The 16,659-nt window shown below is 32.0% G+C and carries 16 protein-coding genes; 10 read left to right on the top strand and 6 right to left on the bottom strand.

Annotated elements, in window-relative coordinates:
• Positions 1 to 33 precede the first annotated feature (33 nt).
• Together hisS and folE are read left to right on the top strand one after the other, a co-directional pair.
• A complete protein-coding gene (hisS, locus tag ACYQ5R_RS10535; protein ID WP_460190902.1) occupies positions 34 to 1,650 on the top strand; it encodes a histidine--tRNA ligase in 1,617 nt (538 codons plus the stop codon).
• A gap of 51 nt (positions 1,651 to 1,701) precedes the next feature.
• Positions 1,702 to 2,373, top strand: a complete 672-nt coding sequence (folE, locus tag ACYQ5R_RS10530) for a GTP cyclohydrolase I FolE (RefSeq protein ID WP_460191001.1) — start codon at positions 1,702 to 1,704, stop codon at positions 2,371 to 2,373.
• Positions 2,374 to 2,423: 50 nt separating this feature from the next.
• Here the strand turns inward: folE and ACYQ5R_RS10525 are convergent, their stop codons facing one another.
• Positions 2,424 to 2,708, bottom strand: a complete 285-nt coding sequence (locus ACYQ5R_RS10525) for a hypothetical protein (RefSeq protein ID WP_460190901.1) — start codon at positions 2,706 to 2,708, stop codon at positions 2,424 to 2,426.
• A gap of 216 nt (positions 2,709 to 2,924) precedes the next feature.
• Here ACYQ5R_RS10525 and ACYQ5R_RS10520 point away from each other — a divergent pair, with 216 nt between their 5' ends.
• Complete coding sequence (locus ACYQ5R_RS10520; protein WP_460191000.1) at positions 2,925 to 3,146, top strand: DUF2652 domain-containing protein; 222 nt, start codon at positions 2,925 to 2,927, stop codon at positions 3,144 to 3,146.
• Positions 3,147 to 3,211: 65 nt separating this feature from the next.
• On the opposite strand, the gene ACYQ5R_RS10515 is transcribed toward ACYQ5R_RS10520, so the two are convergent.
• A complete protein-coding gene (locus ACYQ5R_RS10515; RefSeq protein WP_460190900.1) occupies positions 3,212 to 3,928 on the bottom strand; it encodes an RDD family protein in 717 nt (238 codons plus the stop codon).
• 122 nt (positions 3,929 to 4,050) lie between these two features.
• On the opposite strand from ACYQ5R_RS10515, the gene ACYQ5R_RS10510 reads away from it, so the two are divergent.
• From ACYQ5R_RS10510 to ACYQ5R_RS10485, 6 genes are all read left to right on the top strand, one after another.
• Positions 4,051 to 5,013, top strand: a complete 963-nt coding sequence (locus ACYQ5R_RS10510) for a stage II sporulation protein M (protein ID WP_460190899.1) — start codon at positions 4,051 to 4,053, stop codon at positions 5,011 to 5,013.
• A 17-nt stretch (positions 5,014 to 5,030) separates the two neighbouring features.
• Positions 5,031 to 5,915 carry a hypothetical protein gene (locus tag ACYQ5R_RS10505; RefSeq protein WP_460190898.1) on the top strand — a complete coding sequence of 295 codons (885 nt, stop codon included), beginning with the start codon at positions 5,031 to 5,033 and terminating at the stop codon, positions 5,913 to 5,915.
• Complete coding sequence (locus ACYQ5R_RS10500; protein ID WP_460190897.1) at positions 5,915 to 6,646, top strand: DUF4129 domain-containing protein; 732 nt, start codon at positions 5,915 to 5,917, stop codon at positions 6,644 to 6,646. The genes ACYQ5R_RS10505 and ACYQ5R_RS10500 overlap by 1 nt, the downstream gene beginning before the upstream one ends.
• The gene (locus ACYQ5R_RS10495; protein ID WP_460190896.1) at positions 6,643 to 7,854 is read left to right on the top strand and encodes a DUF4350 domain-containing protein; all 1,212 of its coding nucleotides are present in this window, start codon (positions 6,643 to 6,645) and stop codon (positions 7,852 to 7,854) included. Before ACYQ5R_RS10500 ends, ACYQ5R_RS10495 begins: the two co-directional genes overlap by 4 nt.
• A gap of 2 nt (positions 7,855 to 7,856) precedes the next feature.
• Positions 7,857 to 8,876 (top strand): AAA family ATPase, encoded by a 1,020-nt coding sequence (locus ACYQ5R_RS10490; RefSeq protein ID WP_460190895.1) that lies wholly within the window; start codon positions 7,857 to 7,859, stop codon positions 8,874 to 8,876.
• Between the two features lie 118 nt (positions 8,877 to 8,994).
• Positions 8,995 to 10,209: a DUF58 domain-containing protein gene (locus ACYQ5R_RS10485; RefSeq protein WP_460190894.1), complete on the top strand. Its 1,215-nt coding sequence runs from the start codon at positions 8,995 to 8,997 to the stop codon at positions 10,207 to 10,209.
• A 425-nt stretch (positions 10,210 to 10,634) separates the two neighbouring features.
• Here the strand turns inward: ACYQ5R_RS10485 and secA are convergent, their stop codons facing one another.
• The 4 genes from secA to ACYQ5R_RS10465 all read right to left on the bottom strand — a co-directional run bounded on the left by secA (position 10,635) and on the right by ACYQ5R_RS10465 (position 15,736).
• Positions 10,635 to 13,970 (bottom strand): preprotein translocase subunit SecA, encoded by a 3,336-nt coding sequence (gene secA / locus ACYQ5R_RS10480; RefSeq protein WP_460190893.1) that lies wholly within the window; start codon positions 13,968 to 13,970, stop codon positions 10,635 to 10,637.
• Positions 13,971 to 14,054: 84 nt separating this feature from the next.
• The gene (locus ACYQ5R_RS10475) at positions 14,055 to 14,276 is read right to left on the bottom strand and encodes a DUF2795 domain-containing protein (RefSeq protein WP_460190892.1); all 222 of its coding nucleotides are present in this window, start codon (positions 14,274 to 14,276) and stop codon (positions 14,055 to 14,057) included.
• 90 nt (positions 14,277 to 14,366) lie between these two features.
• A complete protein-coding gene (locus ACYQ5R_RS10470; protein WP_460190891.1) occupies positions 14,367 to 14,942 on the bottom strand; it encodes a cob(I)yrinic acid a,c-diamide adenosyltransferase in 576 nt (191 codons plus the stop codon).
• A 17-nt stretch (positions 14,943 to 14,959) separates the two neighbouring features.
• The gene (locus ACYQ5R_RS10465) at positions 14,960 to 15,736 is read right to left on the bottom strand and encodes an O-methyltransferase (protein WP_460190890.1); all 777 of its coding nucleotides are present in this window, start codon (positions 15,734 to 15,736) and stop codon (positions 14,960 to 14,962) included.
• A 132-nt stretch (positions 15,737 to 15,868) separates the two neighbouring features.
• Here ACYQ5R_RS10465 and ACYQ5R_RS10460 point away from each other — a divergent pair, with 132 nt between their 5' ends.
• Positions 15,869 to 16,651 carry a polysaccharide biosynthesis/export family protein gene (locus tag ACYQ5R_RS10460; RefSeq protein ID WP_460190889.1) on the top strand — a complete coding sequence of 261 codons (783 nt, stop codon included), beginning with the start codon at positions 15,869 to 15,871 and terminating at the stop codon, positions 16,649 to 16,651.
• The last annotated feature ends 8 nt before the right edge of the window (positions 16,652 to 16,659 follow it).

Genomic DNA, 16,659 nt, shown 5'->3' with positions numbered 1-16,659 from the left:
GATATTTGCATCGATTTTAATTGTACCATTTTCATGAAGCCAAGTATTCCAAAAGGAACCAGAGATTTTTCGCCAGAGCAGTTAGCAAAGCGAAACTATATATTTAGCACTATTAAAACAGTATTTGAACAGTTTGGATTTCAACCTATAGAAACTCCAAGCTTTGAAAACTCAAGTACTTTAATGGGTAAGTATGGTGAAGAAGGAGATCGTTTGATTTTTAAAATTTTGAATTCTGGTGATTACTATAAAAAATTGAGAAGAATCAAAATAAGTCAAGCTTTGGAGTGGAATAATTTTGATAAGTTTAGTTCAAAGTTTGATGAAATTAATTTGTTTCAAAATTCTATTGAAAGAGATTCTTTATTAGAAAAATATTTTAAAAGTGATATTAATAGGAGTAGAATTAGGAAATACTTGGATAAGGTTAAGGGGGAGTTTGAAATAGAATTTGAAAAGGTAAAAAATTATCCAGAAGAGGCTAAAAAGGTTCATAGAAGTTTAAATCTTAATTTTCTACTCGATATTATTTTAGATTCAGAAAGTGATTCTTCTGAAATTTCTGAAAAGGCCTTGCGTTATGATTTAACGGTGCCATTTGCACGATATGTAGTTCAACATCAAAATGACATTACGTTTCCTTTTAAACGCTATCAAATTCAACCAGTATGGAGAGCAGATAGACCTCAAAAAGGGCGATTTAGAGAGTTTTTTCAATGCGATGCAGATGTAGTAGGCAGCAAGAGCTTACTACAAGAAATAGATTTTATTCAGTTGTATGACACGGTATTTGGTAAGCTTAAATTAAATGGTGTTACCATAAAAATGAACAATCGTAAGATTTTATCTGGTATTGCTGAAATTATTGGTGCTTCTGATAAGTTAATTGACTTTACGGTGGCGCTTGATAAGCTCGATAAAATTGGTAAAGATGGCGTTGTAAATGAAATGATTTCAAAAGGAATATCTGAAGATGCGATTGCAAAAATAGATCCGTTGTTTAGTTTTAATGGTACCAATCAGGAAAAGTTACAACAACTGAAAGGTATGTTATTAGGGTCCGACCAAGGCTTGAGCGGTGTTGAAGAGTTGCAAACCATTGTAGATGCTATAGAAGCTGTTGGTTTAAATTCAGCAACATTAAGTTTAGATGTTACCTTAGCTAGAGGACTAAATTATTATACCGGTGCTATATTTGAAGTAGCTGCTCCAGAGGGTGTAAAGATGGGTTCTATTGGAGGTGGCGGTAGATACGATGATTTAACCGGAATCTTTGGATTAAAAGATGTGAGTGGTGTTGGAATTTCGTTTGGTTTAGATCGTATTTACTTGGTACTAGAAGAACTTGGTTTATTTAAGGAAGTAGCTTTACCACAGCCAAAGGTTGTGTTTTTAAATTTTGATGAAACATCCTTTAAAGCACAATTAAAAGCGATTAGTGCTTTGAGAAAAAATAGTATTTCTTGTGAATTGTATCCTGATACTGCCACAAGTAATAAACAACAAAAGAAACAGTGGAAATACGTTACCAATAGAGCAATTGAATTTGTTGTTCAAAAAGTTGAAGGAGATGTGTTTACACTAAAGAATATGAACTCAGGGGAACAAAAGGAATGTAATTTAAGCGAGTTAATCGAAAACCTTAAATAATTCGTACCTTTGCCCTCCAATCATAAGATTATGTTTGAATTAAAGAACGGAATGAGTAAACAAGAAGAAGCAGATATCATAGGAGATAATCATATATCAACATCTGCAGAAACTCCATTGAGAGAAGATGCATTTGAATTGTCTGATGAAGAAAAAATTGCACGCATAGAAGAAAGTATGCGTGATGTTTTGCATACACTTGGTATGGATTTAACAGACGACAGTTTACAGGGTACGCCAAAGCGTGTTGCAAAGGCTTTTGTAAATGAATTATTTGGTGGTTTAAGACCAGACAAAAAGCCAAAGCTGTCTACTTTTGACAATAAATATAAGTACGGTGAAATGTTGGTAGAAAAGAATATTGTTGTGTATTCTACCTGCGAACACCACTTATTACCAATAGTTGGTAGAGCGCATGTTGCCTATATTTCTAGTGGAAATGTTATTGGTTTGTCTAAAATGAACCGTATTGTAGATTATTTTGCAAAAAGGCCTCAGGTGCAAGAGCGATTAACGATGCAAGTAGTACAAGCTTTACAAGAAGCATTGGGTACAGAAGATGTAGCTTGTGTTATAGATGCTAAGCATTTATGCGTAAACTCTAGAGGAGTGAAAGATATTGAAAGTAGTACTGTAACTTCTGAATTTGGTGGTCAGTTTAAAGACCCACAAAAGAAACAAGAGTTTTTAGAGTATATCAAGCTTGATACAAGTTTTGAATAAACCAAAATATAAATAATTAGAGCCTTGAGAAATCAAGGCTTTTTTTATGGTTAATTACCACTAAGAGGCGTGCCAAAGAGTCCAACTCCTAATTCCGCCCATATAGCAAAAAATAAGAGAATGATTGCCACTATAATTAAGGGGGCAAATTTCTTTCCTTTTAATTTATTGAAGATTAATGTTAACGCAATGCCTAAACAAAATAAAATGATGCCTGCTATTGCAAAGTCCATAAGATCCCAATTAACGTCGCCTTCTAATTGCATAGCAAAAAATGGGATTAATAGAATTAACCAAACGATTATTAAAATTCTTATGAGATCTTTTCTTGTCATGTTATAAAGGTATAAAAAACACACTTAAAATAATTCATGAGAAGATATGCATTGATTGTAAGTAATTTTAATTTCTTTTGACTGTTGCTAGGAACACTACAAAATACCACATGAAAAACGCCTTACTTTTTTTACCAGACATTTTCAGGATTCACAGAGTTTGTTCAAACAACAGAAGTAAACCACAGTCAACATGTAATAGCTGAATTGTTAGAAGTGCTAATTGCTACTAATACACAAGATTTAATTCTTGCTGAGGTAGAAGGCGATGCATTGTTCTTTTCTAAAGAAGCGGTCCCTTCTTTAGAAAAATTATTGGCTCAGATAGAAACAATGTTTACGACATTTTCTTCTCGTTTGAAGTTGTCGTTTAAAATCAGAAGTTTATTTCGAATTTGGATCTATTTTTCAAAGAATGTTGTTTGTATTGGTTATTAAGAAAGCGTTCAAGAAAAACCTTGAAATAAGAATGGTAAACTTATATAATTTTACGACTAATAATTTTATGTCTGTTGTGCAAAATAGTGGTAATCTTTAATTATGGTTTTAATAAAATCTCCAGAAGACAACTTGGGCTGCACATCTAACATGTCACTTATCTTTATTTGAAGCTTAGCAAGTACCTCTTGATTACCTGGTTTTATACCCTTTCTATAAATATCTGTAATAGTTTGTAGATCTTTATCCGTAAGAATTGTTACCTGAGGATATGTTGGTACATAATTTTCGGGTAACTCGACCCAAATTTTTTTTCTTAATTGTTTTTGAGGTTTTAAACTTATAACAGTGGTTCCAGCTGCAATATCGCCTAGACGTTGCCCTTTACCATTAAATAAAATTGTTAATATAGCAATAGATCCAGAGGCTAAGCTAATATCAATAATTCTTAATAGCCACCTCGTTAGGTAACTTCCCATGGTAGGTTTAGATCCATCTAATTTTACAACTCGTATATGGTTTGTTCTTTTACCTGGTGTTTGACCATTCCATAAAATTTCAAAAATTAAAGAATAGAACATAGGTGGTAGCATAAAAATTAATCCTATAGCCCAACTTTCAATAAAATCTAGATTCATGGCATTAAATGCGAGAATAATAATTAAATAATACACACTAATTATCAATGCGTCAATAATGTAAGCACCAATGCGAGTACTTAGATTAGCAACGTTTTGATTAAGAGTAACATTTTGTGCAGTTTCAATTTGAAAATTGTTCATATTTTCACTTAATTTGATGGGGTTTTATTTGTAAGTAGGCGAATATATCAAAATATAATTTGAATACGTATATATTAACTTCTTAGAACAAAATACAACTTTCAATCAACTAATCAACCTCTATGCGTGAAGCGGCATTTGTAAAAAGAAATCAAGAACGTTGGCATTTATTTGAGCAAGTATTAGAAAATAGAGATACAATTGCTCCTGATAAATTAGCTGATTTATACGTTGAAATTACAGATGATTTAAGTTATGCAAAATCATTTTATCCAAATAGTCATGTTGAGATTTATTTAAATTCACTCGCTACAACGGCACATCAAAAAATTTATAAGTCTAAAAAAGAAAGTAAGAATAGGTTAGTTTCTTTTTTTAAGTCTGAATTTCCATTGGAAATGTATCAACATCAGAAACAACTATTAATTGCTTTTTTAACCTTTTTGTTCTTTGCTATAGTTGGGGCGTACTCGGTTTCAGAAGATGGTAATTTTGTACGTGTAATACTTGGTGATGCCTATGTGAATATGACTTTAGAGAATATTGAGAATGGCGACCCTATGGCAGTGTACAAAAAAGCTGGAGAAACAGAAATGTTTTTGGGTATTACTATTAATAATATTAGAGTTGCAATGTATGCTTTTTTATTGGGCATGTTATTCTCGGTAGGCTCACTTTTTATTATGATGCAAAACGGCGTAATGTTAGGGTCTTTTCTATACTTTTTTTACGACAATAATTTGTTTTGGGAATCTTCAAGAACTATTTGGATACACGGCACTATAGAAATTTCTGTTATCATAATTGCCAGTTGTGCAGGCATGGTGCTAGGTAATGGTTTGTTGTTTCCAAAAACCTATTCGAGAATAGACTCATTTAAACGTAGTTTTAAAAGTGGAATGAAAATTATGGTAAGTACCATTCCATTTTTTATTGTGGCCGGATTTTTAGAAGGTTTTGTAACACGTCACACAGAAATGCCAGATTGGTTGGCAATAACAATAATAATAAGTTCATTAGCACTTATACTATTTTATTATGTATGGTATCCAGTTAAAGTGTTTAAACAGCATAATATCAACTAACTAAATAATTATTTTTCATGAATTCAAATTTTATTCAATTTAAAAAAGAACGCGATTTAGGAGCAATTATAAGTGATTGTTTCAATTTTATTCGTCTAAACTGGAAAGGCTATTTCGGAACCATTTTTAGAATAGCAGGTCCGTCTTTAATAGTGTTAATAGTAGCCTTAGGGTTTTATATGTATTCATTGGGTGGTTTTGTTGAGTTGGGTATTAGTGGTAATTTTCAAGATGTATCTGATGGAAATTTCATAGGTATAGCATTATCTCTAGCAGTCGCTTTTATATCAGGAATAGTGTTTTATGTGTTAACTCAATTATCTTCTATGTATTATATAAGAATGTATATTGCAAATAAAGGAGAAGGTATTATTGATAGTAAAGAAGTTTACAAACTAGTAATCGATAAATTTTGGTCGTTTTTAGGATTTGGTATAACAATGATTATTTTAGTTATGCTAGGAACAATGCTATGTATATTACCTGGTATATACTTAGGTGTTGTACTTTCTTTAGGAATACCAATTATGGTGTTTGAAAACAAAGGTATTGGTGATACTTTAAGCCATTGTTTTAGATTAATAAAAGAGCATTGGTGGGAAACATTTGGAATTATGTTTGTTGTAGGATTATTAGTTGGTATTATAGGACAAGCATTTTCTGTGCCTAATTTAATTTATTACTTCTTTAAGATTGGAACATCTGCAATGGATAATGATCCAACAGCGATATTAGATATTTTTTCAGACCCAATTTATTTGGCCTTATTAGCATTCGGATATATCGGTCAGTTCTTTTTATCAACAATTACCTACTTGTCTAATGTATTTATTTATTTTGATTTGAACGAACAAAAAAATATGACGGGTACTCTTGAGTCTATTGATAGTTTAGGCGCTTAGTGCGAAAATATATTCTATATATAGTTTTATTTATAGCAATTGGAGTACATGCTCAAATTGATAGTATTTCTGTGCCAGTAGATAAAAATTCTGAATTAACGATTCGACAATTTGACAATAAACAATTTGAGGCGTATAAAAATGATCCTGATTTTAATTATACCGAACCAGAGAGTAAAACAGGATTATTTAACCAATTCACCAATTGGTTGATACGAGTATTAGAGCGATTGTTTGAATGGCTTTTTGGTGTAGAAGAAGCAGTTGGTTATCTAGCTTCATTTTTAAGATGGCTGCCATATATTATACTTGGGATATTAATTTTAGCGATCGTTTACTTTTTTGTAAAACTCAATGTTAAATCAATAGAAAATTCAAAGAGAGAAAAAGCTTCAGTTTTTTTATCTGATGATGAAGAGATTATTAGAAAACAGCAAATAGAAGCCCTAATTAAACAAGCGGTAAGTGATAGTAATTATAGGTTGGCGGTACGTTTTTATTATTTGTTAATTCTACAAAAACTACAAGAAAAAGAGTTGATAGTTTGGCAACAACAAAAGACCAATGCAGATTATATTCATGAACTTAATTCAAGTGATCTAAGAGTTAAATTTATAGACATTACAAGACTGTATGATTTTGTGTGGTATGGTAGTTTTGAGATTGATGAACAAGATTACTTAAATATTTCACACAAGTTCGAAAGTATAAAAGTAGAGATTGGTGTATGAGTAGAAAGCAAAAAACATACATCGTATTATTATTGTTGCTAATTGGTGCAATCATTTTTTATGAAGCGAGTAAACCTACACCTGTAAATTGGTCACCCTCGTATTCAAGTAAACACAGCATTCCGCTAGGGGCAAAAGTTATGAGAAATGAATTGCAAACGCTTTTTCCGAATAGTAATGTAGTTGATATTAAAGAAGCGCCATATTATTTCTTAAAAGATACAACGCTGAAGGGTACCTATATTTTTGCCAATAATCACATTCCAACAGATGATACTGAATTTGAACATATATTAAAATTTGCGGCTAGGGGTAATGAGGTTTTTATGTCTTCTGAAGGGTTTAAAATAGATACACTAAATATTGATACTGAGCTACTCATTACTTACAATTATTCAGAAAATTTAGTTTACAAGTTTTATCATCAATCATTTAAGAATACAGAATTTTATTTTAATAAATCTTATGATAATTTTCACTTTACTAAGGTAGATACTTTAAAAACTGAAATTTTAGGTGCAACAGGGTATTTAGATAATGAGAACACGCTTTCTGATGAAGGAATTAATTTTATTAGAATTAAAATTGGTAAAGGATATGTTTATTTACACACTTTTCCAATGTTGTTTTCAAATTATGCATTGCTAGACGATTTTGAGAACTCAGACCATGTGAGCATTGTATTATCTTATTTAAATGTAGACACGCCTACTGTGTATTGGGATGAGTATTACAAGGCAGGTAAATCACGTATAGCTTCGCCAATGCATTATATTTTAACCAATCCTGCACTTAAATGGGCATATTATACCGTTATTATTGCGGTATTGCTATTTGTGATTTTCGAAGGAAGAAGAGAACAACGAGTTATACCCATACTATCTCCATTAAAGAATCAAACACTTGCGTTTACAAGAACCATTGCTAATATGTACTATGAAAAATCAGATCATAAACGTATTGCTGAGTATCGAATTAAACATTTGCTAACATATATAAAAAATCAGTTAAGAATTAACCCGCAACCAATCTCTAAAGATTATTATATCAAAGTTGCTGCACGCAGCGGCAATGAATTAGAAGTTATTGAACGACTATTTAATTATTGCAATCGTTTGCATCAAAAAAACACTGTGAATAAAGAAGAATTAATGAAACTAAATCAAATGATAGAATCTTTTAAGAATTCAATCAAAACAAATAGATAAGTATGAGTGAAACAAACGAATCACAAGAACAAAATCTGGAGTCTAAAGAGTCTCTAAACTTTGAATCACGAATTAATTTAGATCCTTTAAAAAAGGCCGTAGCTAATATAAAAACAGAACTTTCGAAAGTAATTATAGGGCAAGAATCTTTTATAGAATTTTTAATTATTGCGTTGCTTTCTGATGGGCACGTTTTAATAGAAGGTGTACCTGGAGTTGCTAAAACAGTTACCGCAAAATTATTGGCTGCAAGTGTAAAGACTAATTTTAGCAGAATTCAGTTTACACCCGACTTAATGCCTAGTGATATTATAGGTACATCTGTTTTAAATATGAAAACATCTGAGTTTGAATTTAAATCGGGTCCAATATTTTCTAACATGGTGTTGATAGACGAGATAAACCGTGCACCTGCTAAAACACAGTCTGCTTTGTTTGAAGTTATGGAAGAACGACAAATAACTGTTGACGGTACTCGATATGCAATGAAAGAGCCTTTTATGGTGTTAGGTACACAAAATCCAATTGAACAAGAGGGTACTTACGCATTGCCAGAAGCTCAATTAGATAGATTTTTATTTAAGATTGAAGTTAATTACCCTAAGCTAGAAGAAGAGATTGCCATTTTAGATTTACATCAAAGTAGAAAAGGAGCTTTGCCACAAGCGGTTATTAGTCCGGTTATTACTGAAAAAGAATTACGTTCGTATAAAATACTATTAAAAGAAATAGTTGTAGAAGAGAAAATTAAGCGATACATAGCCGAAATAGTACATAAAACTAGAAATCATCCACATTTGTTTTTAGGTGCGTCACCTAGGGCAAGTATTTCTGTATTAACCGCATCTAAAACAGCCGCGGCAATAGACGGTCGTGATTTTGTTACGCCAGAAGATGTTAAAAAAGTAATTTACCCAGTAGTTAGACACAGAATTATTTTGACACCAGAAAGAGAAATGGAAGGGGCAACAACAGATCAAGTAATGCAAATGATTGTACAATCTGTAGAAGTGCCACGTTAATTTGAAACAACTTAAATCCATATTTCTACACCAAATAGTATACAAGGTTTTAGCTTTTATTTCTACTATTTTTTTAATTGGTTTTTGGTGGTCATTTAGCTACCAAATAGCAAGGGTATTGTTTCTAGTTTTTGCAGTGCTTTTGGTGTTGGATATATACTTGTTATTCAATTTAAAAGATGGTTTAGTTGGTAAAAGAATGATGACTGAAAAGTTTTCTAATTCTGATGAAAATCCAGTTTTAATTAATTTGAGGAACCAGTATAGATTTAAGATCTTTATTAAAGTTATAGATGAATTACCTTTTCAATTTCAAAAAAGAGATTTTGGAATTCAAACTGAAATAGATTCTTTACAAGAAATAGATTTAGAATACCAACTTAGACCAGTTGAAAGGGGCGAGTATGAGTTTGGTAGGTTGCAAGTATTTGTTTCTTCACCATTTCGATTATTATCAAGAAGATTTACCTTGTCTGTAAAAGAAAAAATTGCCGTGTATCCTTCCTTCATTCAAATGAGAAAGTACGAATTTCTAGCAATTAGCAACAAGTTAAATGCTTATGGATTAAAAAAAATAAGACGTATTGGTCATACCATGGAATTTGAGCAAATTAATGAGTATGTTTTGGGAGATGATATAAGAACTATTAATTGGAATGCTACAGCTAAACATGCAAAATTAATGGTAAACCAATATCAAGATGAAAAATCGCAACCAATTTATTCTTTAATAGATACAGGGCGTTTGATGAAAATGCCTTTTGATGGTTTAAAATTATTAGATTATGCTATCAATTCAACCTTAGCATTTTCTAATATAGCCTTGAGAAAAAATGATAAAGCTGGTATGCTTACCTTTTCTAAAACTGTTGAAAATACTATTGCTGCCAGTAATAAAAAAACGCATTTAAATATTATAAATGAGGCTTTATATGCAGTAGATACAAACTTTAGCGAATCAGATTTTTCTTTATTATATACCCATATAAAAAGAAAATTGAGCCATAGAAGTTTGTTAATGCTTTACACCAATTTTGAGCATATTAACGGTATGAGGCGTCAGTTACCCTCTATTATGGCTTTATCAAAATTACATTTACTAGTAGTCGTGTTTTTTGAAAATACAGAATTAGAAGGTTTAATTAATACCAATTCAGAAGATATTGAAGATGTATATCATAAAGCAATTGCTGAAAATTTTGCAAACGAAAAACAACTGATCGTTAAAGAGCTGCAGGCTAGAGGAGTTCATTGTATCTTAACAAAACCTCAAAGTTTAACCCTAAATGTAATAAATACATACCTAGAGTTTAAAGCTAAAGGACTTATTTAGTTTTAAATGAAAAACTACTGCAATAGGAAGTATTTTATTGCAGTAGTAATTCAACTAACCAATGATAAGGATGAAAACTTATTCAGAAAATCATTTAAATAAATATTAAATCAACGATGTTTGAACTTTTCATAGCTTTTTTTTCCCCACATGCTTTATATAGTTCTTTTCTGAATTCCTTACTATTCAAACATACTTTAATTTGTAATTGAATTACTTGATTTTTCGATTATATGTGATTTAAGATCGATGAATTGTAATTTTTTGTCGATTAAATACTCGTAAACCTATATCTCTCATTTTTAGTGAAATTATTTAAGAGATATGAAAATCTACATTAAAAAGCTGTCTATAATAACATTACTATTAAAATAAAAAGCCTCAACAATTTGTTGAGGCTTTTTATTTAATTATTCTTTAAGACATTACTCATCGGTTAATACCCATTCTCCTTTTTGTAGTAAAGGTATTGCTTGTTTGTATTTTAATTCTTTACTTTCTCCTGTTGCAATACTTTTAATAGTCACACGATCGTTTCTACCAATTTTACGTTCTGTACGAACAAATGTTTCAACTTGTTGTGCTTGTTGAGGTTGGTTGGTAGAAGTCTCAGATCGATTGGCAAACTCTTCTTTTGTTAATTGTACCTTTTCACGTCTAGGTTCTCTAGCAGCAGATACTTGGTCTGCACTTCTTGTAGGAAGCTCTCCTTTAAATAAGAACGACAATACTTCTTTATTAATTTTTTGAAGATTGCTGTTAAACAACTCAAAAGATTCAAATTTGTATATTAACAATGGGTCTTTTTGCTCGTATTGTGCATTTCTAACTGATTGCTTTAACTCATCCATTTGACGTAAATGATCTTTCCATGTATTATCAATAATGGCAAGCGTTACATTTTTCTCAAAATCGTTAATCAACACTTTGCCTTCAGAATTGTAAGCTTCTTGCAAATCAGTAACAACTTGAATAGTTTTAGAACCGTCAGTAAATGGTACAACAATACGTTGGTACTTATTATTTGGATTCTCATACACATCTTTAATTACTGGGAATGCAGTTTTAGCGCTGCGCTCCATTTTATCTTGATAATGCTGATAAACCGATTGATAAAGAGCATCGGTCAACTCACCTTCAGATTTAGAATTAAATTCTTCTTGATTAAATGGCGATGCCATTGAAGAGAAACGAATCAATTCAAACTCAAAGTTATTATAGTCATTCGCAGCTTTATTTTCTTGAACAATCGCAGCGCACGTATCGTAAATCATATTTACAATGTCTACCTGCAAACGCTCACCATATAATGCATGCTTTCTACGTTTGTAGATTACTTCACGTTGCGCATTCATTACGTCATCGTACTCAAGTAAGTTTTTACGAATACCAAAGTTATTCTCCTCTACTTTCTTTTGAGCTCGCTCAATAGATTTCGTAATCATTGAGTGTTGTATGACCTCGCCTTCACCAAGACCCATACGGTCCATCATTTTGGCAACACGCTCACTGTTAAACAAACGCATTAAGTTATCTTCTAAAGAAACATAGAATTGAGAAGAACCAACATCACCTTGTCTACCGGCACGACCTCTCAACTGACGGTCTACACGACGCGAATCATGACGTTCTGTACCAATAATTGCTAAACCTCCTGCATTTAATACATCATCAGATAATTTAATATCGGTACCACGACCTGCCATATTGGTTGCAATAGTTACAACTCCTGGTTGACCCGCTTCAGCAACAATATCTGCTTCTTTCTTATGAAGTTTTGCATTTAATACATTGTGCTTAATCTTGCGCATTGCAAGCATTCTACCCAACAATTCCGAAATTTCTACGGAAGTAGTACCTACCAATACAGGGCGACCTTGCTCTACTAATTTTGTTACTTCATCAATAACAGCATTGTATTTTTCACGAGCTGTTTTATAGACTAAATCTTCACGGTCATCACGTGCTAAAGGTTTGTTAGTTGGAATCTCTACAACATCTAATTTATAAATTTCCCAGAATTCTCCAGCTTCTGTAATCGCAGTACCAGTCATACCTGATAATTTACGGTACATTCTAAAGTAATTTTGTAAAGTTATGGTTGCATACGTTTGCGTAGCAGCCTCAATTTTTACATTCTCTTTAGCCTCTAATGCTTGGTGTAATCCGTCAGAGTAACGGCGACCATCCATAATACGACCTGTTTGCTCATCTACAATAAGAATCTTATTGTCCATTACCACATACTCCACATCTTTCTCAAATAGGGTATAGGCTTTTAGCAATTGGTTCATGGTATGAATTCGCTCACTCTTAACACCAAAGTCTTTATAAATTGCTTCTTTCTCAACCGCAGCTGCTTCAGGTTTTAATCCTTTAGCATCAATTGATGCAATTTCTGTACTCAAATCAGGAAGTACAAAGAAATGATCATCATTGTGATCTTGCGAAAGATGCGCAATACCTTTATCTGTTAATTCGATTGAATTGTTTTTCTCTTCAATTGTAAAGAATAATTCAGCATCAACTTTTGGCATTTCTCTGTTGTTGTCTGCCATGTATTGATTCTCCGTCTTTTGGAGTAATTGTTTTACACCTTCTTGACTTAAATACTTAATTAATGCTTTGTTTTTAGGTAAACCTCTGTAAACTCTTAAAAGTTTGAAACCACCTTCTTTCGTATCGCCTTCAGCAATTAACTTTTTAGCTTCAGATAAAACGCCAATTAAATATTTACGCTGAATATTCACTAATTTGTCGACACTAGGTTTTAATTCGTTAAACTCATGACGATCTCCTTGTGGTGTAGCACCAGAAATAATTAACGGTGTTCTAGCGTCATCAATTAATACAGAATCTACCTCATCTACAATAGCGTAGTTATGGCGGCGTTGCACCAAGTCTTTTGGCGAGTGCGCCATATTATCTCTCAGATAGTCAAATCCAAATTCATTGTTTGTTCCGTAGGTAATATCTGCGTTATAGGCATTTCTACGAGCATCTGAATTTGGTTGATGGTAATCAATACAATCAATACTCAAACCATGGAATTCAAAAATTGGAGCCATCCACGCAGCATCACGTTTTGCCAAGTAATCGTTTACTGTTACAACGTGCACACCTTTACCAGTTAGGGCATTTAAATAAATTGGTAATGTTGCTACCAAAGTTTTACCCTCACCAGTCATCATCTCTGCAATTTTACCACTGTGTAGAACAGAACCACCAATTAACTGAACGTTATAGTGAATCATATCCCAAGTAATTTGCTTACCGGTAGCATCCCAAGTATTGTAATAAACAGCTTTATCTCCTTCTAATTCTACATTGTCTTTTTTGGCAGACAATTCGCGATCGTAAGCAGTAGCAATAACTTCCACAGTTTCGTTTTGTGTAAAACGTTTTGCCGTTTCTTTAACTAGAGCAAAAGCTTCGGCAACAATTTCGTTTAAGACAGCCTCTGAAGCTTCATACGAAGCGTCTTCAAGCTGATCAATTTCATTATAGATTTCTTCTTTACGATCTATGTTTGCGGTTTGCGTTTCTTCTTGTAACGCTTTGATTTGATCTTCAAAAGAAGCAGTAGCTTCTTGAATACGGTTTTTGAACGCAGTTGTTTTAGCTCGTAATTCGTCATTTGACAAAGCTGCCATTTCATGCTCAAATGCTAAAACATTGGTTACAATTGGTTGTAATGCTTTAAGGTCTTTCTTGCGCTTATCGCCAACAAAAACTTTTAAAACAGAATTCAATAAACTCATAATTTTTCTAAAAATTTAGGTGCTCAAAATTAAGCAAAAAAAAAGCCTCAAATGAGACTTTTAATTGATTTTTTATTGTTGATTTTAATACTCTTCTTCGTTCCAAAGATAATCATCTTCAGTAGGATAATCTGGCCAAATTTCTACAATTGACTCATATGTCTCTCCTTCATCTTCTAGGTCTTGTAAGTTTTCTGCAACTTCTAAAGGTGCACCGGTTCTAATAGCGTAATCAATTAACTCGTCTTTCGTTGCTGGCCAAGGAGCATCTGCCAAGTATGAGGCTAATTCTAGAGTCCAATACATAATTTTTTCTTGTTTAGATTTTCTGCAAAAATAATTTTTTTACAAAAACAGCCAAGATAATTAGGATGTTTTTTTAATATTTTTAAGAACTTACTCTTTTTGTTTAGGAATCCATTTGATTTCCTCGATTTTGTTGTCATAAGTCAATTTCCGTGCCAGCACAAAAAGGTAGTCTGAAAGCCTATTTAAATATTGAATAATTGAATGGTTTATTTCTATTATGTTATTGAGCTTTACTGTGTTACGCTCAGCTCTTCTACATACACATCTTGCTATATGACAATATGACACCATTGGGTGGCCACCTGGTAACACAAAGTGGGTCATAGGAGGAAGAGAGGAATCTAACAAATCAATTTGTTGTTCCAGCTGTTGAATATGTATGTTGGAAATTCGATTTATGTTTAATCTATCTTTTCCATTTTTGAGTATTTCCTTCTCTTTTGGAGTTGCTAACTCAGCACCTAGGACAAAAAGGTTATCTTGAATATTTACAATAAGCTCAAAGAGATTTTTACACGAAATATGATCTCTCAATAAACCCAAATAAGAGTTAAGCTCATCAATTGTACCATATGCTTCAATTCGAATATGATCTTTAGATACTCTAGTTCCTCCAAATAGAGAGGTTTCTCCTTTATCTCCAGTTTTTGTATAAATTTTCATACTTAAAAAATAGTTTATTAAACTCTTATTGTAAAGTGTTCTTTAGCCTGCTCTTTTCTAAAAAATACAATTCCCCAAAAAAAAGTATCTATAGTAACGGTTACTTTTGGGTGTTGTTTTATTTCTTTCCATGCTTCTTCCATATCTTTAGTCCAATGTACATCATCAAAAATGAAAACACTGTTGTTATGAACAGAAGATAAACATTGCCTAAAATAATTCAATGTTGGTTCCTTTTGATGGTTGCCGTCAAAATAAATCAAATCATATGTGCCAGCCTTTAAGACTTTTGGTAATGTGTTTGTAAAATCGCCAACAACAAAATTTACATTTTGATAGTCGAAATAATCAAAAGTTTCTTTCGCTGTTTGAATCGTTTGAGGGCAACCTTCAAGGGTCGTTATTTTAGCGTTGGTACTTCCAAGGTGCAAACTAGCGGTACCAATGCCAAGTGAGGTGCCAATTTCTAATATTTTATTTGAATTAAAATATGAAACAATTCGAGCTAATAATTCAGCTCTTTTTTTTGATATTCCTGCCACTTTAGCAATTTTGGATATTTGACGTTGATTGGATTTAAAAATTTTAGAACCTTTTCCAAAATCAGTCACTTCTATTGTATTATTGTTCTGTAATAATTTACTACGATAGTTGTTTAATAATTCAACTTTATTTCTCGATGATTTTTGATAAAAGCATTTTGTAACTAAGTTATAAACAAATGGAGAATGAACTCCGTGTTGATTGGTTGCTTTTTTTAAGAATTTTAGATAAGAAACAATTTGATACCACATAAAGTATTACTGAAATTTAAGCGAAAATAATAGAAATATTGGTGATGTTATCGATTAAAAATTATATTTGCTTACTACTAAAATGGATTTGTTGCATTTAAGTAACTAAAACTAGATTTAATTAAATTTTAAATGATAAAAAGAATTTGTGTGTTGGCTTGCCTTTTGGCGTGTTTTACTAGCTGTTTATCAACTAAGAAGACCAATTATTTTCAAGGTGAACCTACTAAAAATAACGAATTGTATAAATTCAATAATACTCCATACAGGCTTCAAGTAAACGATATCTTACAAATTACCATTAAGTCCAAAAATCCTGAATTGGTTTCTCTTTTTCAATCAGGACAAACGAATAGTAGTGGAGCAAATGCAGGGCAGGGATTATATTTTAATGGATATACAGTTGATTTACATGGTAATATTAGAATTCCATACATTGGAGAATTAAATGTATTGGGGTATACGGAAGAAGAAGTTAGAGAGAAAATAGAAGTAGAATTAAAGAAGTTTATCAAAAACCCTGAAAGTATTTTCGTAACGGTTAAATTATCTGGAATTCAGTTTGTTGTTACGGGAGAAGTAGGCAGTCCAGGTACAGTTACTTTACAGCAAAATCAAGTAACCATAATTGAAGCTTTGGCAAATGCTGGTGAAATTTCAACTTTTGGAAATAGAGAAAAAGTTCAAATACTTCGCAAGACTTTTAATGGTGTTGAAACCTATACTATCGACATGACGGATATTGAGGTTTTTAATAACGAGCATTTTTACATTCAACCAAATGATGTTATTTATGTTGAGGCTCTTGAGCGAAAATCATGGGGTCTGGGTACCAATGGTTTCCAAACATTTACTACTATAGCCTCAATATTTACAGTATTGGTAAGTACAATTTTATTAATTGACAATTTATAAGCCCCTTT

The organism is Urechidicola sp. KH5, from assembly GCF_054661455.1.
This window is presented reverse-complemented; position numbering and strand designations above follow the sequence as displayed.